The sequence below is a fragment of the Clostridiales bacterium FE2011 genome (assembly GCA_017569305.1).
Taxonomy (GTDB): domain Bacteria; phylum Bacillota; class Clostridia; order Christensenellales; family Aristaeellaceae; genus Aristaeella.
Map to the genome: position 1 here is coordinate 2,180,429 of CP069418.1, position 24,483 is coordinate 2,204,911.

General features: G+C 55.8%; 31 protein-coding genes. 19 read left to right on the plus strand and 12 right to left on the minus strand.

Features of this window, described 5'->3' with window-relative positions; all coding sequences use genetic code 11:
• Positions 1–118 precede the first annotated feature (118 nt).
• Positions 119–1,222, minus strand: coding sequence for a hypothetical protein (locus JRC49_09830; protein QTE70100.1), 1,104 nt, complete (start codon positions 1,220–1,222; stop codon positions 119–121).
• A 295-nt stretch (positions 1,223–1,517) separates the two neighbouring features.
• On the opposite strand from JRC49_09830, the gene JRC49_09835 reads away from it, so the two are divergent.
• Both JRC49_09835 and JRC49_09840 read left to right on the plus strand, forming a co-directional pair.
• On the plus strand, positions 1,518–2,039 hold the full coding sequence (locus tag JRC49_09835) for a helix-turn-helix transcriptional regulator (GenBank protein QTE70101.1): 522 nt from the start codon (positions 1,518–1,520) through the stop codon (positions 2,037–2,039).
• 4 nt (positions 2,040–2,043) lie between these two features.
• Complete coding sequence (locus JRC49_09840; protein ID QTE70102.1) at positions 2,044–2,229, plus strand: hypothetical protein; 186 nt, start codon at positions 2,044–2,046, stop codon at positions 2,227–2,229.
• A 58-nt stretch (positions 2,230–2,287) separates the two neighbouring features.
• Here the strand turns inward: JRC49_09840 and JRC49_09845 are convergent, their stop codons facing one another.
• Positions 2,288–3,286: a helix-turn-helix transcriptional regulator gene (locus JRC49_09845; GenBank protein QTE70103.1), complete on the minus strand. Its 999-nt coding sequence runs from the start codon at positions 3,284–3,286 to the stop codon at positions 2,288–2,290.
• A gap of 247 nt (positions 3,287–3,533) precedes the next feature.
• Between JRC49_09845 and JRC49_09850 the strand changes: the two genes are divergently transcribed.
• Complete coding sequence (locus tag JRC49_09850; GenBank protein ID QTE70104.1) at positions 3,534–3,824, plus strand: winged helix-turn-helix transcriptional regulator; 291 nt, start codon at positions 3,534–3,536, stop codon at positions 3,822–3,824.
• A gap of 136 nt (positions 3,825–3,960) precedes the next feature.
• Entirely contained in the window at positions 3,961–4,809 is an 849-nt protein-coding gene (locus tag JRC49_09855; protein QTE70105.1) for a hypothetical protein, read from the plus strand.
• A 67-nt stretch (positions 4,810–4,876) separates the two neighbouring features.
• Here JRC49_09855 and JRC49_09860 read toward each other — a convergent pair whose 3' ends face one another.
• Genes JRC49_09860 through JRC49_09870 form a run of 3 tightly spaced genes read right to left on the minus strand, consistent with a single transcriptional unit; the run spans position 4,877 to position 6,312 of the window.
• Entirely contained in the window at positions 4,877–5,344 is a 468-nt protein-coding gene (locus JRC49_09860) for a GNAT family N-acetyltransferase (protein ID QTE70106.1), read from the minus strand.
• Positions 5,345–5,370: 26 nt separating this feature from the next.
• Complete coding sequence (locus JRC49_09865; GenBank protein ID QTE70107.1) at positions 5,371–5,898, minus strand: TlpA family protein disulfide reductase; 528 nt, start codon at positions 5,896–5,898, stop codon at positions 5,371–5,373.
• An 18-nt stretch (positions 5,899–5,916) separates the two neighbouring features.
• Positions 5,917–6,312: a GNAT family N-acetyltransferase gene (locus JRC49_09870; GenBank protein ID QTE70108.1), complete on the minus strand. Its 396-nt coding sequence runs from the start codon at positions 6,310–6,312 to the stop codon at positions 5,917–5,919.
• Between the two features lie 338 nt (positions 6,313–6,650).
• On the opposite strand from JRC49_09870, the gene JRC49_09875 reads away from it, so the two are divergent.
• The 5 genes from JRC49_09875 (at position 6,651) to JRC49_09895 (ending at position 10,760) form a co-directional block, all read left to right on the plus strand.
• Complete coding sequence (locus JRC49_09875; protein ID QTE70109.1) at positions 6,651–6,965, plus strand: hypothetical protein; 315 nt, start codon at positions 6,651–6,653, stop codon at positions 6,963–6,965.
• 2 nt (positions 6,966–6,967) lie between these two features.
• The gene (locus JRC49_09880; protein QTE70110.1) at positions 6,968–8,152 is read left to right on the plus strand and encodes an MFS transporter; all 1,185 of its coding nucleotides are present in this window, start codon (positions 6,968–6,970) and stop codon (positions 8,150–8,152) included.
• Between the two features lie 132 nt (positions 8,153–8,284).
• Entirely contained in the window at positions 8,285–8,914 is a 630-nt protein-coding gene (locus JRC49_09885; GenBank protein ID QTE70111.1) for a rubredoxin, read from the plus strand.
• Between the two features lie 3 nt (positions 8,915–8,917).
• Positions 8,918–10,072, plus strand: coding sequence for a 4Fe-4S binding protein (locus JRC49_09890; GenBank protein QTE70112.1), 1,155 nt, complete (start codon positions 8,918–8,920; stop codon positions 10,070–10,072).
• A 142-nt stretch (positions 10,073–10,214) separates the two neighbouring features.
• Entirely contained in the window at positions 10,215–10,760 is a 546-nt protein-coding gene (locus JRC49_09895) for a glutathione peroxidase (GenBank protein ID QTE70113.1), read from the plus strand.
• A 155-nt stretch (positions 10,761–10,915) separates the two neighbouring features.
• Here JRC49_09895 and JRC49_09900 read toward each other — a convergent pair whose 3' ends face one another.
• Both JRC49_09900 and JRC49_09905 read right to left on the minus strand, forming a co-directional pair.
• Positions 10,916–11,236 carry an AzlD domain-containing protein gene (locus tag JRC49_09900; GenBank protein QTE70114.1) on the minus strand — a complete coding sequence of 107 codons (321 nt, stop codon included), beginning with the start codon at positions 11,234–11,236 and terminating at the stop codon, positions 10,916–10,918.
• The gene (locus JRC49_09905; GenBank protein ID QTE70115.1) at positions 11,233–11,925 is read right to left on the minus strand and encodes an AzlC family ABC transporter permease; all 693 of its coding nucleotides are present in this window, start codon (positions 11,923–11,925) and stop codon (positions 11,233–11,235) included. The genes JRC49_09900 and JRC49_09905 overlap by 4 nt, the downstream gene beginning before the upstream one ends.
• A 210-nt stretch (positions 11,926–12,135) precedes the next feature.
• Between JRC49_09905 and JRC49_09910 the strand changes: the two genes are divergently transcribed.
• From JRC49_09910 to JRC49_09925, 4 genes are all read left to right on the plus strand, one after another.
• Positions 12,136–12,852, plus strand: a complete 717-nt coding sequence (locus tag JRC49_09910; protein ID QTE70116.1) for an SDR family NAD(P)-dependent oxidoreductase — start codon at positions 12,136–12,138, stop codon at positions 12,850–12,852.
• A 24-nt stretch (positions 12,853–12,876) separates the two neighbouring features.
• A complete protein-coding gene (locus JRC49_09915) occupies positions 12,877–13,368 on the plus strand; it encodes a VOC family protein (protein QTE70117.1) in 492 nt (163 codons plus the stop codon).
• Positions 13,365–14,294: an aldo/keto reductase gene (locus JRC49_09920; protein QTE70118.1), complete on the plus strand. Its 930-nt coding sequence runs from the start codon at positions 13,365–13,367 to the stop codon at positions 14,292–14,294. The genes JRC49_09915 and JRC49_09920 overlap by 4 nt, the downstream gene beginning before the upstream one ends.
• Positions 14,295–14,612: 318 nt before the next feature.
• Positions 14,613–14,981, plus strand: a complete 369-nt coding sequence (locus JRC49_09925) for an ACT domain-containing protein (GenBank protein ID QTE70119.1) — start codon at positions 14,613–14,615, stop codon at positions 14,979–14,981.
• Between the two features lie 41 nt (positions 14,982–15,022).
• On the opposite strand, the gene JRC49_09930 is transcribed toward JRC49_09925, so the two are convergent.
• Together JRC49_09930 and JRC49_09935 are read right to left on the minus strand one after the other, a co-directional pair.
• Positions 15,023–15,661 (minus strand): hypothetical protein, encoded by a 639-nt coding sequence (locus tag JRC49_09930; GenBank protein ID QTE70120.1) that lies wholly within the window; start codon positions 15,659–15,661, stop codon positions 15,023–15,025.
• Positions 15,662–15,683: 22 nt separating this feature from the next.
• Positions 15,684–16,538 carry a class I SAM-dependent methyltransferase gene (locus JRC49_09935; GenBank protein QTE70121.1) on the minus strand — a complete coding sequence of 285 codons (855 nt, stop codon included), beginning with the start codon at positions 16,536–16,538 and terminating at the stop codon, positions 15,684–15,686.
• Positions 16,539–16,627: 89 nt separating this feature from the next.
• On the opposite strand from JRC49_09935, the gene JRC49_09940 reads away from it, so the two are divergent.
• Positions 16,628–17,230: a chromate transporter gene (locus JRC49_09940; GenBank protein ID QTE70122.1), complete on the plus strand. Its 603-nt coding sequence runs from the start codon at positions 16,628–16,630 to the stop codon at positions 17,228–17,230.
• Positions 17,227–17,790: a chromate transporter gene (locus JRC49_09945; protein QTE70123.1), complete on the plus strand. Its 564-nt coding sequence runs from the start codon at positions 17,227–17,229 to the stop codon at positions 17,788–17,790. The genes JRC49_09940 and JRC49_09945 overlap by 4 nt, the downstream gene beginning before the upstream one ends.
• 278 nt (positions 17,791–18,068) lie before the next feature.
• Here JRC49_09945 and JRC49_09950 read toward each other — a convergent pair whose 3' ends face one another.
• The gene (locus JRC49_09950; GenBank protein QTE70124.1) at positions 18,069–18,695 is read right to left on the minus strand and encodes a polysaccharide deacetylase family protein; all 627 of its coding nucleotides are present in this window, start codon (positions 18,693–18,695) and stop codon (positions 18,069–18,071) included.
• A 198-nt stretch (positions 18,696–18,893) separates the two neighbouring features.
• On the opposite strand from JRC49_09950, the gene JRC49_09955 reads away from it, so the two are divergent.
• The 4 genes from JRC49_09955 (at position 18,894) to JRC49_09970 (ending at position 22,313) form a co-directional block, all read left to right on the plus strand.
• Entirely contained in the window at positions 18,894–19,328 is a 435-nt protein-coding gene (locus JRC49_09955; GenBank protein QTE70125.1) for a hypothetical protein, read from the plus strand.
• A gap of 256 nt (positions 19,329–19,584) precedes the next feature.
• Positions 19,585–20,439: a serine acetyltransferase gene (locus tag JRC49_09960; GenBank protein ID QTE70126.1), complete on the plus strand. Its 855-nt coding sequence runs from the start codon at positions 19,585–19,587 to the stop codon at positions 20,437–20,439.
• Positions 20,436–21,209, plus strand: coding sequence for a polysaccharide deacetylase family protein (locus tag JRC49_09965; GenBank protein ID QTE70127.1), 774 nt, complete (start codon positions 20,436–20,438; stop codon positions 21,207–21,209). Before JRC49_09960 ends, JRC49_09965 begins: the two co-directional genes overlap by 4 nt.
• A gap of 177 nt (positions 21,210–21,386) precedes the next feature.
• Positions 21,387–22,313 (plus strand): DMT family transporter, encoded by a 927-nt coding sequence (locus tag JRC49_09970; protein QTE70128.1) that lies wholly within the window; start codon positions 21,387–21,389, stop codon positions 22,311–22,313.
• On the opposite strand, the gene JRC49_09975 is transcribed toward JRC49_09970, so the two are convergent.
• The gene (locus tag JRC49_09975) at positions 22,273–22,995 is read right to left on the minus strand and encodes an SDR family NAD(P)-dependent oxidoreductase (protein ID QTE70129.1); all 723 of its coding nucleotides are present in this window, start codon (positions 22,993–22,995) and stop codon (positions 22,273–22,275) included. The two genes, JRC49_09970 and JRC49_09975, sit on opposite strands and share 41 nt — an antisense overlap.
• Positions 22,995–24,155, minus strand: coding sequence for a M15 family metallopeptidase (locus tag JRC49_09980; GenBank protein ID QTE70130.1), 1,161 nt, complete (start codon positions 24,153–24,155; stop codon positions 22,995–22,997). The genes JRC49_09975 and JRC49_09980 overlap by 1 nt, the downstream gene beginning before the upstream one ends.
• Positions 24,156–24,483: the final 328 nt, after the last annotated feature.

The following is a 24,483-nucleotide window of genomic DNA, read 5'->3' on the forward strand; positions in this document are numbered from 1 at the left end:
ATTATAAGAAGAGGTTCCATAACTGTCAAATTTTGTATACAGAATCCTGCATGGACGGCTGGGCACAAAAAAGGGAATCGCCGCTGAGGACGATTCCCTTTTGATTTGCTTATTTGGATTATTCCGGCAGGCCGGGGAACTGGAGCGTCTGGGCGAGGGTGTTCAGATCGCCCTTGAAGGCGTCCAGGTCAGCCCAGACCATGCCGCCCTGGCCGACGGAGAGCTGATAGGTGAAGTAAAGGGTCTTGTCTTCGCTGCCGGTCAGCACGCGGGAAGCGTACACGGAGTAGGGCTTGCCTTCCTTGTCGTTGGCAACGTACAGGCCCCATTCGCTGCCGTCATCCAGGGTAACCATGGTATATTCGGACGCCTCACGGTTGTAGAACACGTAGGAGTAGGAATTGATTTCCGCCTGGATGCGGACGGACTTGCTGCGGTCTTCCGCGGCGGCGTAAACGGTGAATTCCTGGCCGTCAACCCGGGTGATGAAGGGCTTGGCGGAGAAGGTTTCGCCGTCAAAGTGGAAGTCGATGGAAGCGGGCAGATCCTGAACAATGGTCATGCCGGGGATGGAAACGCTGTACAGCTTCACACCCTTGCAGGCGTCCACGGTCCAGAACTTGTTATTGACAGCGCAGGTCATATTGGCCTGGAGGCGTTCCACTTCAGCCTTGATGAAGTCGGTCAGCGTCTGCGCGCGGCTGTCTTCCGGCAGCTTCCGGTACAGGTCCATGGAGACGCTGACATACAGCTTGGCGCCGCGCTTGATCTCGTCCAGGCCCAGCAGGGCATAGGCGTTTCCGTGGTCGGGGCTGATGTAGGCGGCAGCCTTGTCGGAACCATCCAGGATGATGTTGCTTTCATCCTCGCACTTGTTCAGGAAGGTTTCGTAGCTGTAGGAATCAGTGGCCTGGTAGTAATACTGATAGGCGTTGTTCACATCCAGGAAGCTGGCGCTGTCCACGCTGAACTCGTTGCACTGGGCGCCTTCGGGGCAGGGGAAGGTAACATACCAGGGCTCATCATAGGTGCTCTCAAACAGGGAGTAGGCGGAGAAGGGAGAAATGCAGACCTGGGGATAGGATTCAGCCGTCAGCAGGGTCTGGTTGATATACATATCCTGATCGACGGTCTCCAGGTAAGGCAGTTCAGCTTCCGCATTGGCGGCGGCGATACCGCACAGCAGCATGAGGCTCATGAGCAGAGCAAGTAACTTTTTCATCTTTTTAATCCTCCTGATTTTTTTCCGCAGGATTTCTTTCCTGTTCATATATATTCGACGATTATTATAGGAAGAGAGGCCAAATAAGTCAAATTTTGTATACAGAATGCCCCGGAAAAGCCGTTTATTTGTTTCTTTTTAAGGCCGTGGAGGATATAATGGAACATGCTTCGGGACATCGGTTTCTCATGGGACAAGGTGTGTCCCATCGGTGAAATAAGGGCTTTTGCTCACTTTATGTCCTGTTCACCGGGAGCGGATTCAGGTACACTCGCCATCGAAAGGAGACACCGACATGGATCTGCAGAAGATCGGAACATTCCTGAAAGACCTGCGGAAGGAAAAAGGATTAACACAGGAACAGCTGGCGGAATCCCTGAACGTTTCCAGGAGAACAGTATCCCGCTGGGAAACGGGGATGAACATGCCGGACCTGGATCTGCTGATGGAGCTTTCGGATCTCTATGCGGTGGATCTGCGGGAAATGCTCAACGGAGAAAGGAAAAGTGAGGACAAAATGAACAAGGAAATGCAGGAAACAGTATTGCAGGTTGCGGAATACAGCAACGCGGAAAAAGAGCGGGGCGCTAAGGTAGTATGCATCTATTTTATCGTCGGCATTATCGCCCTGATTGTGAACATCATCATGGATCTTTTTATGGACATGCAGGAAACCTTCTGGGCCGGGTTCCTGGAAGGCGGTACGATCGGGCTGGCCATCGCCGCCATGATCATGGGCATCCTGTACGCGACGGGAGCGCTGAGGAAGGTCTATGCCTTCAAGATGCGGCTGATCGGAAAAGGAAAGGCGGAATAAGACGATGGAAAAGAAAACCCTGGATAAGCTGATCATGATTGTGACGCTGCTGCTGGGTATCGCGGGACTGACCCTGATCCTGATCTCGGTGTTCGTGGAAGACGCGCCGCGCTCTGTGATGACAGCCGGAATGATCGCCGTAGCACTTGGAACCATCCTGAATGTGGTTGTGAGAGGCAGAAGAAAGTAATGTGAGCCACCGAAAAAGAGCGCCGGAGTGGCGCTCTTTTTCGTTGGTGCGATTGCGGTTATTTTCTTTCCAACGCTTTGATGATTCCCGCGACGGCGACATAGCCGACGGCGGCGACGGGCCAGACGATCCAGGTGTTCTTCCAGTCGTTTGTCAGGAAGCTCCAGAGGAGGAAGATGGCGACAACCAGGCACCAGTAGGCGGTGGTGAGGAGGCTGGTATGCTTATTGCTTTCCTTGCTTTCGCGGGTATAATCCCCTTCCTCCAGCAGGATCTGGTAGCTGCCCCAGATGATGGATACCCGGACGATCAGCATCACGCCGATGGCGGCAAGCACCAGGATGGCGGCGATGCCGATGACCTGCAGGAAGGATTCACCTTTGGTGAAAACCAGGCTGACGAACAGCGGGATGAGGGACGCGATGCAGAGCAGGACGCCGATGATCAGGTAGCGATTGCGCAGGGGCAGGAACTTCTCCTGGCGGGATTTTACCATACCGGTGACGCCGTACAGGGTTTCCAGGGGCTCCTTTTCCAGCCGCTCATAGGGGGCGATCCGGAGACCGGCGGTGATGAACAGGCCGACTGCCGGGAGAATCATCAGCAGCATGACCAGGAGGCCGACGCCGCCTGCCGCTTCCGAAGACCAGTTCCAAAGCTTGAATTCATTAATGCCGCCCAGCAGGATCAGGGCCACCGGGGAAAGGATGCAGAGCAGCACGCCCAGCGCCACCCGGCGGGAGTTTTCTTCCTTAATCTTCAGGAAAGCGTTGGCTTCTTCCATGCCGATGGTCCGGACGGCTACGTCCGGCGCGGAGTCCTGGGCCAGGTCGGCGCTTGTCGCTGCCTCGGCCTGCTCCAGGTTATCCTTCAGCAGGTAATCGGTGCTGACGCCGAACAGCTCGGACAGCTGGATGATCCTTGTCATGTCCGGGATGGACTGGGCGCCTTCCCATTTGGAAACAGCCTGCCGGCTGACGTTCAGTTTCTCGGCCAGTTCTTCCTGGGACCAGCCGTTCTTCTTTCTGAGATCAATTAATTTGTCCGCAAAGATCATTTGTGTTTTCCTCCTTGGCGTTGTCCCTTTCGGGCAAGCCCAGATTACCTGATCCCGCTGTTGCAGGCTATCAAACGGGGCTGGAAATTCCGCAACCGGCAGTTGCAATTGTTGATTTTCCGCGGTTTCCCTGATTGTAACACAATCGTGACGGAAAGAACAGAAACAGGAGCAGGATTGAGCCGAGCGGGACTTTCTGGTACAATGATTCTGATATAAGAGCGAAGAAGAACGGAGGGACGCGGCAATGGAAAGCCAGTACGCAAAGATGGCGAAGATGTTTAAGGCCCTGTCTGATCCGAAGCGGGTCAAGATTGTGGACATGCTTTCCTGCGGGGAGATGTGTGGCTGCGTCCTGCTGAAATGCTTTGAGATTACCCAGCCCACCCTGGCCCACGATATGAAGGTGCTGACGGAGGCCGGGATTGTGACCAGCCGGCGGGACGGGAAAAAGACCATTTATTCCCTGGACCGGAAAGCCCTGGAAAAGATGAATATCAAGCTGCAGAACATGGTGAAGGCGGACTGCGGCGACTGAGGCATATCAAGGATTGTAAAACTGTATACCGGATCCGTTTCTCAATAGAAATATAGAAATATTTCTATTGATTTTTTGTATGCGTTCGGATAGAATGAAGCCGGGACGAGGTCCCGTGAAAAGGAGGGAAAAACCCATGAAGAAGATTACTGCCCTGTTTCTTTCCCTGGTGCTCCTGCTGACCGCGGCTGCCGCCCTCGCGGAGGGTGAGATCCTGATGGGCCAGGTGGACTATGCCGCCCATGGCGACAAGGCCTTTGCCGTGATTACCGTAGCGGTGCAGGATGACGTGATCCTGGCTGCGAAGATCGATGAATTCCAGTTCATCACTGACCGTGAGGACCTGAAGGCTGTCGGTGTGCCGAACAGCGACGGCGGTTTCGGCCAGAGCTATCCGGAAGGCCAGGTGCTGGGCTCCAAGCGGGCGAACAGCGACCTGTACAGCCTGAACATGCAGCGCGCCGGTTCCACCGTGCAGATCGCCGCGAACTTCAACGCGATCGAAGCCTACGCGAAGGGCAAGACCATCGCGGAGCTGGAAGCCGCTGTGAACGGATATACCGAGGAAACCAAGGCGGAGTTCATTGACGCCGTCACCGGCGCCACCACCGCCGACACCTGGGGCTACATGCGGGGCATTGTGGCCGCTGCCAAGGCCGCGAAAGCCCAGACCGGCACCTACACCTTCTGCAACAAGACCGGCGAGATGGTTACCGAGCTGTACCTGATCGACAACCTGACCGGCGAAAAGGGTCCCAACTACGCGGTGAACGGTTTTGCTGCCGACGCCACCTACGTGGTGACCCGCACCGTATCCGCGGAAGATATTGAAGCCGGCTACAGCATGACCGTTGCCTTCAAGACCGAGGGCGGCTATGAAGCGAAGTTCGAAACCCTGCACATCGAGGTGGCTCCGATCACCCTGCTGGCGCAGGACGCCCTGAGCGGCGCGACCCCGATCAGCTTCTTCGCTCCGGCGGAATAAGAACCTGAACGGTATTCACAGACAAAAGAACCGGGAGACTGATTTTTCGTCTCCCGGTTTCATATGTTTACAGCACTTTGCGGACCATGACCACTTCATCATCCCGGGAACTGATCTCAAATCCGTTTTTGAGGAACAGCTTCCAGGAGGGATTGTCCGCGGCGATGTCGTCATACAGGATGGCGATCCCGCTCCTTTTCGCCGCTTCGCAGAGCAGCCGGATGCCTTCCGAGCCGTAGCCGCGGTTTCTGTATCTGGCGAGGATGATCACGTCGCAGATATGGATGTTCCGCTTTTCATCCAGGTGCCAGGCAATCTCGCCTACAAATTCCCCGGTCTCTTCATCCTGCAAGTAGCGGTAAAACCGCTTTCCTTCCGGGTTTCCGATCCAGTATTGATACCAGCTTTCCCATTTTTCCCGGGGAAAGGGAATGGTTCCGCCCCAGGCGTTGTTGTAGGACATGGTGTCCGGATCGGCCAGCAGGCTTTCCCGGAATCCCAGGTCTTCCAGGGCCGGTTGATAACATTTGATCATTTGGTTTCCTCACAGGTACGGGATGCTCAGATTTCCACCGGAATGTCGGCCAGCAGGCTGTCGAAGAGTTCGGTGAATTCCTCGACGGACATTTTCGCCCCGACGTCCACGGAGACAACCTTTCCGGTCCGGTCCACGATCAGGGTGGTGGGGATGGCGTCACCCCTCATCTTATCCAGCAGCTTTTTCTCGTCCCGGCCGATGGAGAAGGTGAGACCGTATTCCTTCGCGAAGCTTTTGAGCACTTTTTCGGTATCGGTTTTCTCAATGCTCATGGCGATGACGTCCACCCGATCCGCGTATTTTTCCCAGGCTTCCTGGAGGAAGGGGAACTCCATGCAGCAGGGTCCGCACCAGGTGGCCCAGAAGTTGATTACCACCAGGTCATGGGTTTTCAGGGATTCAGACAGGGTAAAGTCCTCACCGGAGATGGTTTTCACCGTGAAATCCGGGAAGGTTTTCCCGTACATGGCTTCCGGATCCGCGTGGGCGCCGGAGACCATCAGGGTGAATACCATGACCAGTACCAGGGCGATGGTTGTCAGCTTCTTCATGTTTTTATCCTCCTCTGATTATCTTCTTTCCATGGAACGGCCGACCGCCAGCTGGAAACCGTACTGTTCATACAGTCCGTGGGCGTCCCGGGTGAACAGGAAGCCGTGCAGGCCTGTGTACTCCGGCCGGGAAACGATGTGGGAAACTAGGGCTTTGCCCAGGCCGCTGCCCCGGTACTCCGGATCGATGATCACGTCGCAGAGATAGTAGGCGGTGGCGTGGTCGGTGATCACCCGGGCGAAACCGATGAGCTGGTCCGTGGTGTCGGTATAAATGCCGAAGCAGTCAGACTCCCGGATGGATTTTTCAATGGTCTCCTCGGGCCGCTTGTCCGCCCAGTAGGTCATTCGCAAAAGCCGGACGATATCCTCCAGCTTCATTTCTTCCTTGTTGTCAGTAATCCGGTAGTTCATGTCTCTGTTTCTCCTGAAAGGGTAATGCCTTTCTTTTTTCGATACGGCGAAGGAGAAGTCCTGCCGGCAACAGCAGGAACTGCTGGTGCCGGCAAATTCATAATTCACAATTCATAATTCATAATTATATATTGTTACGGCCTGGTTGGGTTAGTCTGGTGTGCCGGGATAAGCACAAAGGCTGTCATTCCGGGCGGAACGAACCCCAGGATGAACACTGTATTCGCAGCGGTTTATTCATATCATATGCGTTAGCGACATACTCATTATGAATTATGAATTGTGAATTATGAATTATTCAGTTATAATCCGGTTAAGTTTGATAGGGAGAATAATGTATGGCGACACCGAATCAGAGAATGTGGGCCCAGGCCCGGGACCGGCTGGCGGGGACGATTAAATCCCTCGGCTTTCCGGAAGAGTTCGCGGACCTGCTGGCAAAGCAGCTGGGAAGCCCCAAAGCCATCGACCGGATGACGGACTGGCTGTATCACGTCCGTCCCCGCAGTGTGGAAATGGTGGTGGATGAGATGCTGGCCATCTGCTCGGATATAGAAGCCTGGAAGAAGAAAAAGGAAAGCCAGGAAGCCCAGTGGGGCTATACCCGCTGGCTGAACAGCGAGACCCGGTGGAAAAATGAGGAAGAGGAATAAGCATGGAAAAGAATTACCGGAAGACCCTGCTGGCGTGCTACCTGGGCTTTATCACCCAGGCGATTGCCGCCAATTTTGCGCCGCTTCTGTTCCTGAAGCTGCATACGGACTACGCGATTCCGCTGGGCCAGATTGCCCTGATCCCCACGGCCTTTTTCCTGACGCAGCTGCTGGTGGACGTGCTCTGCGCAAAGTTCGTGGACTCCATCGGCTACCGGCGCAGTATTGTGATGTCCGAGGTCACCTCCTGCCTGGGCCTGGCAGGCCTGGCCTTTATCCCGGACCTGTTCGGGGACCCCTTCATCGGCATCCTGATCTGCGTGGTGATCTACGCTATCGGCAGCGGCCTGATCGAGGTCCTGGTGAGCCCCATCGTGGAGGCCTGTCCCTTTGACCATAAGGACGCGGTGATGAGCCTGCTGCACTCCTTCTACTGCTGGGGCTGCGTGGGCGTGATCCTGCTGTCCACGGCCTTTTTCGCGGTGTTCGGCATCGACAACTGGAAATGGCTGGCCTGCATCTGGGCCCTGGTGCCGCTGTATAATATCTTCAACTTTGCCACCTGTCCCATTGAGCGGCTGACGGAGGAAGGTAAGGGCATGACCATCCGCGGGCTGTTCAAACTGCGGATCTTCTGGATCGCCATTGTGCTGATGGTCTGCGCCGGGGCTTCCGAGCTGGCCATGGCCCAGTGGGCGTCCGCCTTCACGGAGGCGGCCCTGGGCTTTTCCAAAACTGTGGGCGACCTGATCGGCCCCTGCCTGTTCGCCGTTACCATGGGTATCTGCCGGGTGATCTACGGGAAGTTCGGCCCGAAGATGGACCTGACAAAGTTCATGATCGGCTCCGGCGTCCTGTGCCTGTGCTGCTACCTGCTGGCCTGCCTGTCCTCCAGCCCGGTGCTGGGCCTGGTCGGGTGCGTATGCTGCGGTTTCTCCGTGGGCATCATGTGGCCGGGAACGATCAGCATTACATCGCCCCGGATTCCTACGGGCGGTACGGCGCTGTTTGCCCTGCTGGCCATGGCGGGCGACCTGGGCGGCGCCTTCGGCCCCAGCCTGGTGGGCACCGTGACACAGCAGGCCGGGGACAACCTGCAGACCGGCATGCTGGCCGGAAGCATCTTCCCGCTGGTACTGATCATCGCGCTGGTGCTGCTGAACAGGAAAGCAAAGGAAAACAAATAAAGTCAAAGACGGACGATGAGAGTTTTCTCATCGTCCTTTTTTGTTGTTGACTTAGAGTATACTCCAATGTGTAGTATGGAACTGTGAGAAAAAGCTGCGGAATAAGAAATGACGAAAGGGAGTGAGGATTAGATGAGGTATATCTGTTCCGTCTGCGGCTATGTATATGACGAGGCAAAAGAGAAAATCCCCTGGGCGGAGCTGCCGGAGGACTGGAAATGTCCCCTGTGCGGCGCGGCCAAGTCGGACTTTGTGCCGGAAGGACAAGCTTCCGGCAGCGCGGAAGCGGCTGCCCCGGCGGCTGAAACCGAGCTGAAGCCGCTGACGGCTGCAGAGGTCAGCGCCCTGTGCTCCAACCTGGCCAAGGGCTGCGAAAAGCAGTACAAGGCGGAGCTGGCGGAAGCCTTTACCGGCCTGGCGGCCTGGTTTGGCGGCCAGGAGCGGACGGTGACGGACGCGTCCTTTGAAAAGCTGCTGGAGAAGGTGAATGCCGACCTGGAATCCGGCTTCCCGGCGGTGAACGCCGTTTCCCGCCAGGAGGGAGACCGGGGCGCGCTGCGGGCCCTCACCTGGAGCGAGAAGGTGACGCGCATCCTCAAGTCCCTGCTGACCCGGTACGCGCAGGAGGGAGAGGCGATGCTGGCGGATACGCAGGTGTACGTCTGCACAATCTGCGGCTTCGTCTATGTGGGGAATGATCTTCCCGACGTCTGCCCGGTCTGCAAGGTGCCGAACTTCAAATTTGAAAAGATCGGAGGGTAAGCGATGAGTGATCGGATAGCGGTCCGGAACGTCCGGAAATGCGAAAAAGACTGCCTGTGCCTCTACGTCTGCCCTACCGGCGCGTCGGACACGGAAAACAGCGTGATTGACGCTGAAAAGTGCATCGGCTGCGGCGCCTGCGCGGACGCCTGCCCGGCCGGAGCCATCAGCATGGTGCCGAAGGAGTACCCGCCGCAGCAGGAAAAGAAGGAAGCGGTGATCGCGGCGCTCCGGGGCCTGGTTTCATCCAAGTCGGAGCAGGAGCAGCTGGCGGCCCTGCTGCCCGGAAAGCTGGCAAAGGCACTGGAGAAATCCAACCGCATCATGGCGGAGGATCTGCTGCGGGAGGCAGGCTATATGCTGCCCCAGAGCGGCAATGTGAAGCAGTTCCTGCAGGAGCTGCTGTCCCGGGAAGGGGACGGCTTCCCCGTGGAGGCGGTGAAAACGCTGCTGGCGAAACTGCCGTTCAATGAATCTGATCATAAAAAGGAGGATACAAAAATGGAAAAATGGAAATGCCCGATCTGCGGATACGTACATGAAGGACCCCTGCCGGAAGGATTCACCTGCCCGGTGTGCAAACAGCCCGGCTCTGTGTTTGTGAAGGTGGAAGCGGCGAAGAGCAACCCCTACGCGGGCACGCAGACTGAGAAGAACCTGGAAGCGGCTTTTGCCGGTGAGTCCCAGGCCCGGAACAAATATACCTACTTCGCCTCCAAGGCAAAGAAGGAAGGCTTTGAACAGATTGCCGCCCTGTTCCTGCAGACCGCGGAGAACGAGAAGGAGCACGCGAAGATCTGGTTCAAGGAGCTGAACGGCATCGGCAGCACCGCCGAGAACCTGGCCGCCGCGGCGGACGGGGAGAACTATGAGTGGACCGATATGTATGAAGGCTTCGCCGTGACCGCGGAGAAGGAAGGCTTTACCGAGCTGGCGGCCAAGTTCCGTATGGTGGCGGCCATCGAGAAGCACCATGAGGAGCGCTACCGCGCCCTGCTGCGGAATGTGGAAGCCCAGGAAGTCTTCGCCAGGAGCGAGGTTAAGGTCTGGGAATGCCGGAACTGCGGCCACATCGTGGTGGGCACCAAGGCACCGGAAATCTGCCCGGTCTGCGCCCATCCCCAGAGCTATTTCGAGATCCACGCGGAAAACTATTAATGAACCGGAAAGCGGCCGGGAGAGCATTCTCCCGGCCTTTATTTGTCCAAAATTCACTTTATGGAAGATTGAGGGTTGACATTTAAATTATATTTGATAAAATACAATTGTATCAAAGATAGTGAAAGGAGCAATCATGCTTATGAAGACTGTATATGATTTCACCGTGAAGGACCGGCAGGGACAGGCTGTCAGCCTGAAGGACTATGAGGGCAAGGTGCTGCTGATTGTGAACACGGCTACCGGCTGCGGTTTCACCCCGCACTACGAGCCCCTGGAAGCGATGTATAAGGAGCTGAAGGAGAAGGGCCTGGAGATCCTGGACTTCCCCTGCAACCAGTTTGCCAACCAGGCGCCCGGCAGCGAGGAGGAGATTCACCAGTTCTGCACCCTGAAGTACGGCACCGATTTCCCGCAGTTCGCCAAGATTGACGTGAACGGGGAGAACGCTGATCCGCTGTTTGCTTTCCTGGCAACAGAAAAGCCCTTCGCCGGTTTCGGCAAAGGACTGAAGAACGCCGCCCTGAACAAGTTTGCCGATATGAACAATAAGTCCTTCGGCGACAAGGCGTATATCAAGTGGAACTTCACCAAGTTCCTGGTCAACCGGGAAGGTCAGGTCATCGCCCGGTTTGAGCCCACCACCGACATGAAAGATGTGAAAGCAGCGGTCGAAGCCGCACTGTGATGCCAGCGTCCTCCGGACGTAGCAAGGGATTCCTCCATTACGGCTGCGCCTTCAGTCGGAATGACACAGAGCTGCAACGTGAATCATTATGAAGACTCACAGGCAGATTGGTTAATCAGAGTAATAATTCTGAATTCTGAATTCATAATTCTGAATTAGAATACAAAGTGTATCAGTGCCATATAGCATACCGTGCCCGCCAGTATACTCACCAGCACATTCCTTTTCCAGGCCTGCAGGAGAACCACCAGCAGGGCAGAGATCAGCTCCGGAACGCCGAAAGGCGCGGAGCTGATTTTTGTATCCTTGAGGCAGTAGATGACCAGCATGCCGATGATGGCCGGGGGAAGCACCTTGCCCAGGTAGGCAATATAATCCGGGGTCTTCTTCCGGAAGACCAGGAAGGGAAGCGCCCGCAGCAGGATGGTGACCAGGGACATGACCGCCACCAGGACGGCGGAATGGGAGACGCTCATTCGCTCACCTTCCTTCCGGCGGAGATGGTGCTCCTGAACAGGGTCAGCAGCAGGGTGATCAGGCACATGGCGGGAATGAGGAAGCCTTCCGGCCCGAAGACCAGCAGGCACAGCAGGGTGCCCAGCAGGCCGGTGAGGGCAGGCAGATGATCCTTTGTTTCGATCCACTGCTCCGTGAAGGACGCGATGAACAGGGCGGTCATGGAGAACTCTACGCCCGCGGCGGAGAAGGGGAGCACGCTGCCTGCCAGGCTGCCCAGGACGCTGCCCAGCACCCAGTAGGACTGGTTAAAGAGGGAAACCAGGAAGCGGAACCGGTGCGGATCCATGCCCTCCGGCACCTGGCCGTCACACAGGAGGGAATAGGTTTCATCCGTAAGGGCAAAAATGAGATATGGCTTGTACCGTCCGGCGTCTTTGTAGTGGCCGAACATGGAAATGCTGTAGAACAGGTGCCGGGCGTTGACCATGATCGTGGTAAGAATCACGGTGAGCACAGAGGCGCCGCCAGCCAGCAGGCCGACGCCCACAAACTGCATGGAGCCGGCAAACATCAGCAGGCTCATGGCAAAGGCCCAGGGCAGGCCGTACCCGTTGTTCCAGGCGAGGATGCCGAAGCCGGTACCCAGGATGAGGTATCCTCCCATCACCGGCAGGGATTTGATAAAAGCGGCTCTGACTGTTTTCATCCGAAGGTCAGGTTCCTTTCGGCGGAGGGCTGCTGCCCGTTCCGCGTTTTCCTTCCTATGCTATGCCTTGAAGTGTACTCCATGTCAAGTTTTTGTTCTGCACGAAAAACGACGCAAAAAATGAAGGGCGGCCGGTCAAAAAATGGAAAGCGGCGGGAGGGAACGGTTTGGTATACTTTTCCCGGAAACCAAAGAAGGGGGGAAGAGAAGATGGCACAGACAGTATTGATTACCGGCACGGGCAGGCCTTATGCCCTTGGATTCAATATGGTGAGGCGTTACCTGGAGCACGGGGATACCGTGTTTGCTTCCATCCGCCGCCCGTCGGAAGCCCTGGAGGCACTGCGGGAGGAATATCCGGAGCAGCTGCATATCCTGACCATGGACATCGCGGTGACGGAATCCGTGAACGCCGCGGCTGCGGAAGCGGAGAAGCTGACGGATCACCTGGACCTGATCATCAACAACGCCACGACGGCTTCCGCGGATACCATGAAGGAGCTGCCGGACTTTGACCTGGACCTGATCGCCCCGGCGGTGAACGTGGGCGCGGTGGGCCCGATCCGGGTGCTGAAAGCCTTCCTGCCGCTGCTGAAGAAGAGCGCGATCGGCGGGCTGGTGGTGAACATCTCCTCCGAGGCAGGCAGCATCGGCAAGTGCTACCGGACCTTCTACCTGGATTACGGCACGGAGAAGGCCGCCCTGAATATGCTGACCATGACCGTGCATAACTATTTCAAGAACGAGCCGAACCTGAACATCATCTGCATTCATCCCGGCTGGATCCGGACGAACCCGGGCAACACTGAGGCGCCACTGGATCCCTATGAGCACGCGGAGACCCTGCGGAACCTGTTTGAAACCAAACGGCATGACAAGGAAGGCCCGGTATTCGTCACCTATGAAGGCGTACCTTATCCCTGGTAAAAATATAAAACGGAGGAACAGAAAATGGCCGGTGTTGTTGGAACCCATCTGGTAGCCCAGGTTGGATTTATCGTTAAGGATATTGAGGAAACGAAGAGAAAGTGGGCGGAATTCCTCGGCGTGGACGTGCCGGAGACCCAGCCCTGCGGCGATTATGAGGTCATGCAGACCGTCTTTGAGGGAAAGCCTGCACCGAAGGCGAATTCCCTGCTGGCGTTCATCGACGTGAACCCCGGCCTGCAGATTGAGCTGATCCAGCCCAACGAGGAGCCGTCCACCTGGCGGAACTTCCTGAACGAGCATGGCGAAGGCATGCACCACCTGGCCTTCCAGGTGAAGGACTCCGCCGCGCAGGTGGCCAATGCTGAGGCGGCTGGCCTGCGGCTGGTGCAGCACGGAACCTACGGGGACGGAAACGGGGAGTATAATTACCTGGAAGCCCCGGACCTGAAATGCATTATTGAACTGCTGGAAAGCTACGCGCCCGGGGACAGCCGGAGGAGGGAAGTAAAATGAAATATTACAACGTGAAGAACGGACCGCAGAATGCCTCGGCCATCATCCTGGGCTGCATGCGCATGCCCTCACTGGATACGCAGAAGGCGGCGGACATGATCCGCACCGCGGTGGAAGAGGGCGTCAACTTCTTTGACCACGCCACCTGCTACGGCAAGGACGGCGAGGCGGAAAAGCGCTTCGGCGACGCGTTCCCGCTGACCGGCCTGAAGCGGGAGGACGTATACCTGCAGAGCAAGTGCGGTATCAGCAGGGATCCGAGAGAATTCAACTGGAGCAGGGACTATATCGTGGAAAACGCCGAGGCGAGCCTGCGCCGGCTGAAGACCGACTACCTGGACGCCCTGCTGCTCCACCGCCCGGACCTGCTGTTTGATCCGGAAGAGGTGGCGGAAGCCTTTGACAAGCTGGCGGCAAGCGGCAAGGTGCGGCATTTCGGCGTCAGCAACGTGACGCCCGGACAGCTGGAACTGCTGAAGAAGTATGTGAAACAGCCCCTGGTGTTCAACCAGCTGCAGTTCTCCCTGGACCAGAGCCAGCTGATTGACGGCGGCTTGTACCTGAACAACCTGACCACCGACCGGTCCATCAGCCGGGATAACGGCGTACTGGATTACTGCCGCCTGAACGACATTACGATCCAGGCCTGGTCTCCGCTGCAGTTCGGCATGTTCGGCGGCTGCTTCGTGGATCATCCGGACTTCCCGGAACTGAACAAGGTGCTGGGCGAACTGGGAGAAAAATACGGCGTGACGAAGACCGCCATCGCCATCGCGTGGATCCTGCGCCATCCGGCAAAGATGCAGGCTATCGCGGGCACCATGAACCCGCAGCACCTGAAGGAAATCTGCGCCGCGGCGAATGTGGAACTGACACACCAGGAATGGTACAAGCTGTATCTGGCGTCAGGAAAGTTCCTTCCCTGACGCAATGAAATATCGCTTCGCGATGTGAAATATGGATCTCCGATCCATATGAAATATTTGACTTCGTCAAATGTGAAATATTCGTCTTCGACGAATGTGATCATTAGTGTTAAACCTATAGAGTGGCTAATGGAAAATGTGCAGCGCGCGGATGCGTGTGACTGCGGGGACTGAACCTCTGTCACTGTTTTCGAAGAAAATGTGACTGAGGGTCTGTCCCCCTGTAACGCGCTCCGCGCGTTTTACTTAGCCGATGTTGCAGGCACGGTTGATCTCCCTGTATAATACCTTCAATCAAAGAAGGAAGCAGGGAAGAACATGAAGCTGAAGAAACTGCCATATGCACTGACGGTGTGCAAGGTGGACTCCACGGAGCATATAGACCTGAACGCGGATTTCTATTTTATCGGCAGGACGGATGAGGAGCTGTCCCTGGTGTGCAGGACGGAAAGCACACCGGCAAATACCATCGCCCGGGAGGATGGATGGCGGGGATTCCGGATTGAAGGGACGCTGGACTTTTCCCTGATCGGTATCCTGGCTCCGATTACCGCCATCCTGGCGGAAAACAAAATCGGCATCTTCGCCGTATCCACCTACAACACGGACTATGTGCTTGTGAAAGAAGAGAATTATGAAAAAGCCCTGGCTGTGCTCAGCACAGCCGGATATGAAATAGCGGAATAAACGAAAAGGCGGAGAGTATTCTCCGCCTTTTCTCTTTGCCGTCAGGCTTTTTTGCAATATTTGTTATATGTTTTATTGTAAAATTTGATAATATTCCCAATCAGCAATGCCGCGATGATGCTGCCCTCCCGGACGCCGGCGAACTTGCCGAGGAAGACCAGGGAGATGATCCCGGAGACCACGATATAGAACACGTCAAAGAAGATCTTTATATTCTCGTAGCGCTTGCCGGTGACCTGGCTGATGGCCCGGTTCATGGCTTCTCCGGCCAGCATGGCCACGCCGCCCTTGTACTGGATCCAGATGCCCAGGCCCAGGATCACGCAGCCGACCAGCATCAGGGCAAACCGGGCGGGATAGGAAACCGGGTTCAGCCCCTGCAGCAGGCCGCAGCAGAAGTCGGTCAGGGAACCGTAGACAAACGCGACAATAACCTGCACCAGAATCTCAAAGGGCTTGCACTTCTTCCGGAGCAGGAGCACCTGCACCAGGATCTGGATCAGGCTCATGATGATCATCCACCAGCCGAAAGAGAGAGACGGAATGACCAGCGATACGGTATAGGGCACGGAGGCCACCGGCGAGGTGCCGAGCCCGGCCTTGGTGGAAAACGCGACTCCCAGGGCGGCGATGAACAGGCCGATCAGGAAGATACTGTACTGCTTCAGTTGCTTCGTCATAGTCGTTCCCTTTGTCGTAATCTCATTTTACTCCGCGGACGATCATGGTGATGGACACGGAGGTGTCCCACTGGCGGATGCCTTCCCGGTAGAGGCGGAGACGTTCGTCATATTTGGCGTTGATGGCGGCAATGGCTTCCTTGTCGTTTTCCGCGTGGGTGGAGGCGATGGCCTCCAGGTCATTCTGGCGCTGAGCCTCGATCATCCGCTCTGCCATCTCAGCGGGATATTTCGGAGCATCCGGCGTGAGATCAATGACCGCGTATCCGGTGGAGACATTGCGGAAGCCGTTCTGTTCCGCAGAGGCGGGGATACCGGCTTCAGACATGGGGTACTTGCAGACGCCGTACTTTTCCCGGGGATCCTCGTCTTCCGGCAGGCTGTTCCAGAAGGCTTCCTCAGCAGCAGTGATCTCCAGGCAGGGAGCGGTGCTGTGCAGGCCTTTCCGGGCGGAGAGGCACAGGCAGACGCCGCCGGGCTTCAGGACCCGCCGCTGTTCTCCCCAGAAAGCGGAGGGCTCCACGTGCTCCTGCACGGTATTGGAGATGGTAACGTCAAAGGTATTGTCATCAAAGGGGAGAACGGTGGCGTCGCCTTCCAGGAATTCAACCCCGGGGTTGTTTTCCCGGCCGAAGGCCACGAACTGACTGTCCCGGTCCATGGCAGTGATCTTCGCGTTGGGATACCATCTGTGCAGGGCGGCAGCGAGGGCTCCGGGGCCGCAACCGATTTCCAGGATCTTCAGGTCCGCATGCCGGTCCAGCCCGAAGGCCTTCTGATACTGGTCGAAGAACATGTCGTCGAATCTCAGCTGGCGGCTCAGGTACAGCGTCATCACGCCCTGGATGTTGTCAGACCAGATATTGTTGGTGCTCACGGATGGCTCATCTCCTTTGGTTTTAGACTTGAAAAATGTGGACTCCATGATATCACGAAATGTGGCGGAGGGAAAGGAGTAATGCTATAATGTCAAAAGAATTGTATGCGGGAGAGGATAGCATGCTTTGGGATTTATTCCTGACCTTTTTCAGGATCGGGGCGTTCACCTTCGGCGGAGGGTACGCGATGATCTCCGTCATCGAGAACATCTGCGTGGAAAAGAAACACTGGATCACCCATGAGGACCTGGTGAACGTGACCGTCATTGCGGAAAGCACGCCGGGCCCGGTGGCCATCAACTGTGCCACGTTTGTGGGCTTCAAGCAGAAGGGCATCTGGGGTTCCATCGCGGCCACGCTGGGTGTGGTGCTGCCGTCCTTCATTATCATCTGGGCCATTTCCATGTTCCTGGACCGGTTTCTGGAGATTGCCTGGGTGGCCAGCGCCTTCCGGGGCATCCGGGTGGCGGTGGGTCTGCTGATCCTGGACGTGGGTATCCGGATGGCAAAGAAGATGCCGAAAGAGCCCATCCGGATTATCCTGCTGGTCGCGGCCCTGATATTGACAGTGCTGATCAGCGTCTTCTCCTGGAAGATCTCCACGATTACGCTGCTGCTGGCAGCCGCAGCCATCAGTGTGGCTGTGTTCTTTGTCCAGGACCGCAAGGGAAAGGACGGTGAGCAGGCATGATTTATCTGGAACTGCTGATCGGCTTCCTGAAGGTGGGCCTGTTCTCCTTCGGCGGCGCCTATGCCGCGATTCCGCTGATCCGTGAAGTGGTACTGTCCTACGGCTGGGTGACGGAGGAAATGCTGACGGACATGATCGCTGTCAGCGAGAGTACCCCCGGCCCGATCATGGTCAACCTGGCGACCTATGTGGGCACCAGCCAGGCGGGAATTCCCGGCGCGATTATCGCCACGCTGGCATCCATCCTGCCCGCCTTTGTGCTCATCCTGCTGATCATGGAAGTCATGAAGCATACGCTGAACAACAAGTATGCCCAGGCTGTGATGCGGGGCCTGCAGAGCTGCGTCATCGGCGTGATCACGGCGGTGGGCATCCATATGCTGTATAAGAACGCGATCCTGCCCCTGACCGGTGCGGAAGCAGACTGGCGTCCCCTGGCCCTGGCCGTTGTCCTGGCGGTGATCTACTTCGGCTCCAGGAAGATCAAGAAACTCAAAAAGGGAATATCGCCAATACTGCTGATAGGAATATCAGCGGTATTGGGAATCATTATCTTCTGAAGATAATGATTCAAATGAAAACTGAAAACTTTGCGATCGCCGTATTCCATTTCTACAACGCCTCCGGCTTGCAGAAATGGACGGCTGTAGCATGGCAGTTGTTACCCAAATCAAAGATTTGGACAACTGCTCAATAACTTAAAACTTAAAAATGGTGGAAAAAACTGCTTCCGGAAAAAACCGGAAGCAGTTTTCTTTGATCTGATTTCTCAATTGTGGGTTAAACAAAATTATTTTTCAGTTTTAAGTCTTAAGTTTTCAGTATTCATTAAAGCCATTTATGGCTTATCAACCGTCTGGTAGACGTTTGAGTAGAGTCTTCCATGCACGGGCGTGACGCCGGCTTCGGCGAAAAGCTGGGCGCAGGTGACGAAGCGGTAGCCCCGCTTTTTCAGTTCCGGTACGATGGTCTTCAGCGCTTCCACGGTGTTGACGTTCCACTGCATATCATGGAGGAGAACGATCTGGCCGTCCTCGGCGTTGGTCAGCACCCGCTCGGCCCGCTCTTCAGCGGAGACGGTGGGCACCCAGTCCTCGCAGCCGGCGCCGCAGATGAAGGTGTAGTCGATGTTGTCATACATGGTCTGGTTCACGGCGATGAAGGGCGGACGGAAGAACTGGGGCTCCCGGCCGGTAATGGCCACGATTTGCTCCGTGCAGGCTTTTACTTCAGCGCGGATTTCCTCAGCGGTCATCTTATCCATGAAGCCGTGGGTGAGGGAATGGTTTTCAATATCGCAGCCCTGGGCAACGGCCCGGCGGACCATTTCCGCCGATTCGGGCGTGATGTTCTGCGCGATGAGGAAGAAGGTGCCGACGGCGTCGTATTCCTTCAGGATATCCAGAACCAGGGGCGTGATAACGGTATTCGGGCCGTCGTCAAACGTCAGGGCAATGTTCGGCATAGAAACCTCCGGGGGAATATGCAATGAAGAATGAAAAATGAAGAATGATGTAGTGTCAGAGCTTTTGTCCGTACAAGTTATTGTATGCAGAAGAGAGGAGCCTGTCAATCCTTCATCGCACTGAATGAGTAAAGGGAAGAAAAACGTGCCGGAAAGCGTAAAATATAATGAATCATGGAAGCAGAACGGGAGGAGAAAATGAAAACTGATAAAGACTTCAGGCGGGGTGTGATTGTCTTATTGATTATCGCGATCCTGGTTCTTGTCCGGGGTTATTATCGGACAAAACTGGACTGGCTTCAGATGCCGGAAGGGGCAACGGGTTTCCTGGGAACGAGGATCGTGGCTAACGATATCTGCTGGAATCATTGCGTTGTGGAGAAAGTGGTCCGCTATGAACAGGGACTGGACGAATTCCGGGAATACCTGAAAGAGCACAATTCACATGAGCAGCTGGAGGGTGTGAATGTCTGCCCTTTTGACGTGCTGGATGATATGGGTCACTATTGCTATGATAATCTGAAAGAACCTAAGGCCAGTGAAGTCCGGGAAGACGGTGTTGAGAAATACATTATCATGGAATACTGGGTATACGGCGCCAGGGGGAAAAGCCAGTGGCGTCTTGTGGATTGATGAAAAGTACAATAAATCAATGAAATATCGATTCGCGATGTGAAATGTTTTCCTTCGGAAAACGTGATAACGGCCTTGTTTCCTGCTGACATGTAAACCAAAAGAACACCAAAAAACTTGCAGAGTGATTGAGAATAAAGGTATAATAATTTGTTATGAAGTGCTATATGCCTGGATATATATCAGGCAACGGCATTGAGTACATTTAATTCTGAATTCTGAATTCTTAATTCTGAATTGATTTAGGGGGATTGGCATGAAAGAGCATATCAAGTCAACGGTCAAAGCTCTGGCACAGGTGAAAATGGAAAAGGCCCGCTGTGCTGATCATGCCTGTCCGCCGCCGGACCGGCTGGAAATTGTGAAGGTGCTTCACGAGCTGCAGTCCCTGCTGTTCCCCATGGCCTTCCGCCGGGATTATCCGGACATGGCGGAGGAAACGCTGCTGATCCGTGCCCTGTACCGGCTGCGGGACCAGCTGGTTGCGGCCATGCGGTTCCAGGACCTCCAGGGTGAGGATCCGGTGAAGGCTGCCGACGCGATCTGCACCGGCTTTGCCGAGCGGCTGCCGGAGATCAAGCGCCTGCTCCTGCTGGATGTGGAAGCCCTGTACGAGGGCGACCCCGCCGCGGTCTGCAGGGAAGAGGTTATGATCACCTATCCCGGCTTCCGGGCCATCTGCATCTTCCGCATTGCCCATGAGTTGTATGTGCTCAAGGCGCCGCTGATTCCCCGGATCATGACGGAATACGCCCATGAGAAGACCGGTATTGATATCCACCCGGGCGCCACGGTCGGCGAGTACTTCTTCATCGACCACGGCACCGGTATTGTCATCGGTGAAACCACGGTGATCGGCAACCACGTGAAGCTGTACCAGGGCGTAACCCTGGGCGCGAAGAGCTTCGAGCTGGATGAGAACGGGAACCCCGTGAAGAACATCAAGCGGCACCCGAACATCGGCAACCACGTGGTGATTTACGCCAACGCCACCATCCTCGGCGGAGACACCTATATCGGGGATAACAGCGTGATCGGCGGTAACACCTGGCTGACCAGGTCTGTGGAGGCCGGCAGCGTCGTAACCTACAAGGGGGATAACAAGGAATGAGCGGATGGCTGAAGAAAGGCCTGGCGCTGCTTCTGTGCCTGTGCGCGATCGCGGGATATGCCTGCGCGGAAAGCAATGAGGAGCTCCTGCAGGAATTTGTCCTCAATCACGGAGACAGGAGCATTAAAAAGGTTGCCATCACGGTGGATGACTGCTACAAGAGCGCTACGGAATGGATTAAGCGGGACGTGGAACTGTGCAAGGAACAGGGCATCGTCATGACGTTCTTCCCGCTGGTTTATACAGGATGCCTGGAGGAAAAATACCGGGAGATGTGGCAGAGCGTGCTGGACGCGGGCTGTGAAATCGGAACGCATACCAACCGGCATTTGCAGCTGGGAGGCCGGGACAATCAGTCCATCTACGGTGCCCTGGGACGCTGGCAGGAAGCGCTGGACAAAACCCTGGGGTATCACTATGCAACCCGCTGGCTGCGTCCGCCCTATGGAAGCATTGAGGATCTCAAGAGCCACAGCAACGGAAACAGCCGGGTTATCAACGCGGTGAAAAGATACGGATATGATCATGTGGTCCGCTGGGATATCAGCGAAACCAAGGACCTGAACAAAGCGCTGGACAAGATCCAGAACGGCAGCATCCTGCTCTTCCATTCGAAGAAAAAGGATACCCTGTTCATGGAAAAACTGATTCCGGAGCTGAAAGAACGGGGCTTTGAAATGGTCACCGTGAGCGAGCTGTTCGGTTTTGACCCGCCGGAAACGAGTGACGAACTGTACGTTTTCGATAAGGAACAGTTCAAAGATAAATGAATTCACAATTCATAATTCATAATTCACAATTATGATTTGTGTCTCCACTTAAGTAAAATAGGTTAAGTGGATGTGTTATTCTGTTTTGCTCAGGATGACGGTTGTTTTCAGTAACTCTCATTATGAATTATGAATTGTGAATTATGAATTAAAATCCATAACAGGGGATAGAATCAAGTGAGTAAAAAGTCTCTCCGGGGAAGCTTGTTATTGCTTCTCGGGGCGGTGATCTGGGGCGCGGCGTTTGTGGCGCAGCGCGTAGGCATGGATCACATGGGGCCCTTCACCTTCAACGGTGTACGGATGCTGCTTGCGTGGCTGGTGATGATTCCGGTCACGCTCCTTTTTGAGCGGAAAAACAAAAAGAGCCCTGATTACAAGGCTCCGGACCCGAAAGAGCAGCGGCTCAGCGGAGTGATCTGCGGCGCGCTGCTGTTTATTGCCTCCTCCCTGCAGCAGATGGGCCTGGTGTCCACCAGTGCGGGGAAGGCGGGGTTCATTACGGCTCTGTATGTGGTGCTGGTGCCGGTGGCGGCCTGGTTCCTGTTCCGGAAGAATCCGGGCAAGGTGATCTGGCTGGGCGTGCTCATTGCCGTGGCCGCCCTGTGGCTGCTGTGTATGCCCGCGGGCGGCGGTTTTGAGCTCCAGGGCGGAGACCTGCTGGTGCTGGGCTGCGCCGTGTGCTTTACCTTCCAGATCCTGTGTGTGGATCATTACGCGCCGCGGGTCAGCGGCGTGAAGCTGGCCCGGGATGAGTTCCTGGTGACCGGCGGGCTGTCCATGCTGATTGCCCTGGCCACGGAGCCCATCACCTGCGAAGGCCTCCGGGAAGCGCTGATTCCCATCCTGTACGCCGGCATCATGTCCGGTGCGGTGGGCTACACCCTGCAGGTGCTGGGCCAGCGGGATACGGATCCCACGGTGGCTTCGCTGATCATGTGCATGGAAGCGGTGTTCGCCGTGCTGACCGGCGCCCTGCTGATAGGCGAAAAAATGACGGTCCGTGAGACCGTCGGTTGTGTGCTTATGTTTTTCGCGGTGATCCTGGCCCAGCTTTCGCCGGTTATATCCAGCATCCGTCGAAACGGACGATCTCACCGTTAAAGTATTCCGGCATATCCAGCAGGCGGAGCATGGCCTGCGCCGCGTCTTCAGGAGAAGCAATATAGCCCGCGGGGATCTGGTCGCAGATCTCCGCGGTTTCTGTTTCTGTCAGGTGCGCGTTCATGCGCGTGCCGATAATGCCCAGGGCAATGGCGTTCACCCGGATATGGGAGGGCGCCAGTTCTTTTGCCAGGGCTTTGGTGAAGGCGTTCACCGCGCCCTTGGAAGCGCTGTAGGCCACCTCGCAGGAAGCGCCGCACAGGCCCCACACGGAGGAAACGTTCAGGATCTGTCCGCCGCCGTTTGAAACCATGTCCGGCACATAAGTGTGACAGGTGTTGTACAGGGAGGTCACGTTGACCCTCAGCACCCGGTCCCATACATCCGGGGACATGTCCGTCAGCAGGCCGATACGGGAGATGCCGGCGTTGTTGACCAGCGTGTCCACGGGGCCGAAACGCTCCCGCAGGCCCTGTACATAGGCGAGATCGCTGACGTCGCCGACGTCCGCAAGGCAGACAAGATCGCCCGCTGCGGAAACGCGGCGGGCGGTATCCTCCAGGGCGGCTGTATCAGTGCCGCCGTTCAGGATGATCTTTGAGAAGCGCCCGGACTGTGCGCAGGCAATGGCAAATGCTTTGCCTACGCCATGGGAGGCGCCTGTAATCAGGATCGTACTCATCAATAGTAGAACACGGTGATCAGGGCACCCATGTTGTCCAGGGAGGTTTCCCAGGTGTTGGTCTTGCGGGTCAGCTGGACGTCGAAGCTGGCAGCCTCGCCCACGTACTGGCGGTAGATTTCATACTTCAGCACGCCGTTCTCGAACAGGGCGATGTGGGGATGCTCTTCCAGGTACTCGATGTACTCTTCCAGGGTGAAATCCTTGTAGTGCATGATGGCGGCATTGCCCTTGCCAACATAGCGGTACAGGTTCAGATGGACGGAGACGCCGGTCTTGAAGCTCTTGTCGGAAGAGGTTTCCAGCGGCCAGGCGTTCTGGGGGAAGCGGAAAACGAAGCCGTACTTCCAGCAGTTCTCGTTCATCCACTTGCCTTCCGGCGTGGTGGAGTACTTCGGGGCGCCGACGTCGGGATCGTTCCGGTCATACAGACGGAGGTCGAAACCGAAACCGGAGTTGTATTCGCTGGTACCGGGATAGTTAACTTCCTTCTTCGCGGCTTCGATCAGGGCTTCGCCGGTGTATTTGGAAGAGAGCTTGTTGACCTTGTTGTTGAAGTATTCTTCCTGGGTCTTATAGCTGCGGTAGCCGCCGTCCACCAGGTAATGGGTGTAGCCCGCGGCTTTCGCGTCTTCCAGGGCAACAGTCAGGGCCTGGATGGCCTTCGGGTAGAGGAGCACATTGTTGTCCTTGGCCTGGATTTTCTTGTCGCCCTGGTTGTACTTGGCGACGCTTTTGAGTTCGCTCTCGTCGAAGTCGTTTTCCGGACGGGAATGCCAGGCGTTCACCAGCAGCATCTCGTTGCCGTATTTGAACAGATCCGCACGGGTCTTGGTTTCGGCGGTCTGGCTTTCCAGCGGGATATCGGACAGGTCCAGGATCTGCCAGGCGGCATCCGGGTCATGCTCCGGCCAGCTGGGGTTGGTGGGCTCATTGGCCTTGGCTTCCAGCTCGGCAATCAGCGCTTTGTATTCCGCTTCGGCCTGCTTGTTCCGTTCTTCAACAGCAGCCTTGGCGTCGGCGTTGGCCTTGGCGATGGCGGCCTTCTGGGGCTCAATCACCAGGGGCTTGATCAGAAAGCAGAGGATGGCCAATGCGGCGATCAGGATCGTCAGGACGATGACAACCGGGACGGCCTTGCTCTTCTTTGTTCTACTCATGAATCACACCAACCTTTTCTATGGATTCGGTGAATCTCAGATCACAATTCACAATTCATAATTCATAATTCATAATTAAGTTTCCATGACCGGATTGCTGGGAATCTTTCTTTAAAAATTTCGTCACACAAACTTAAAATTCCTTCACATTATAAGGGAATCCACGCAAAAACGCAAGTGGTTACAAGTGCTCCTGCCTTTTTCGGAGCTAAAGAAAAGGAGCATACTCCACAGTGTAAAGTCTGCTCCCTTTGAGATCCATGAAAATCAGTGGTATTCACAAATGATAATTATGAATTATGAATTGTGAATTATGAATTCCGGAAAG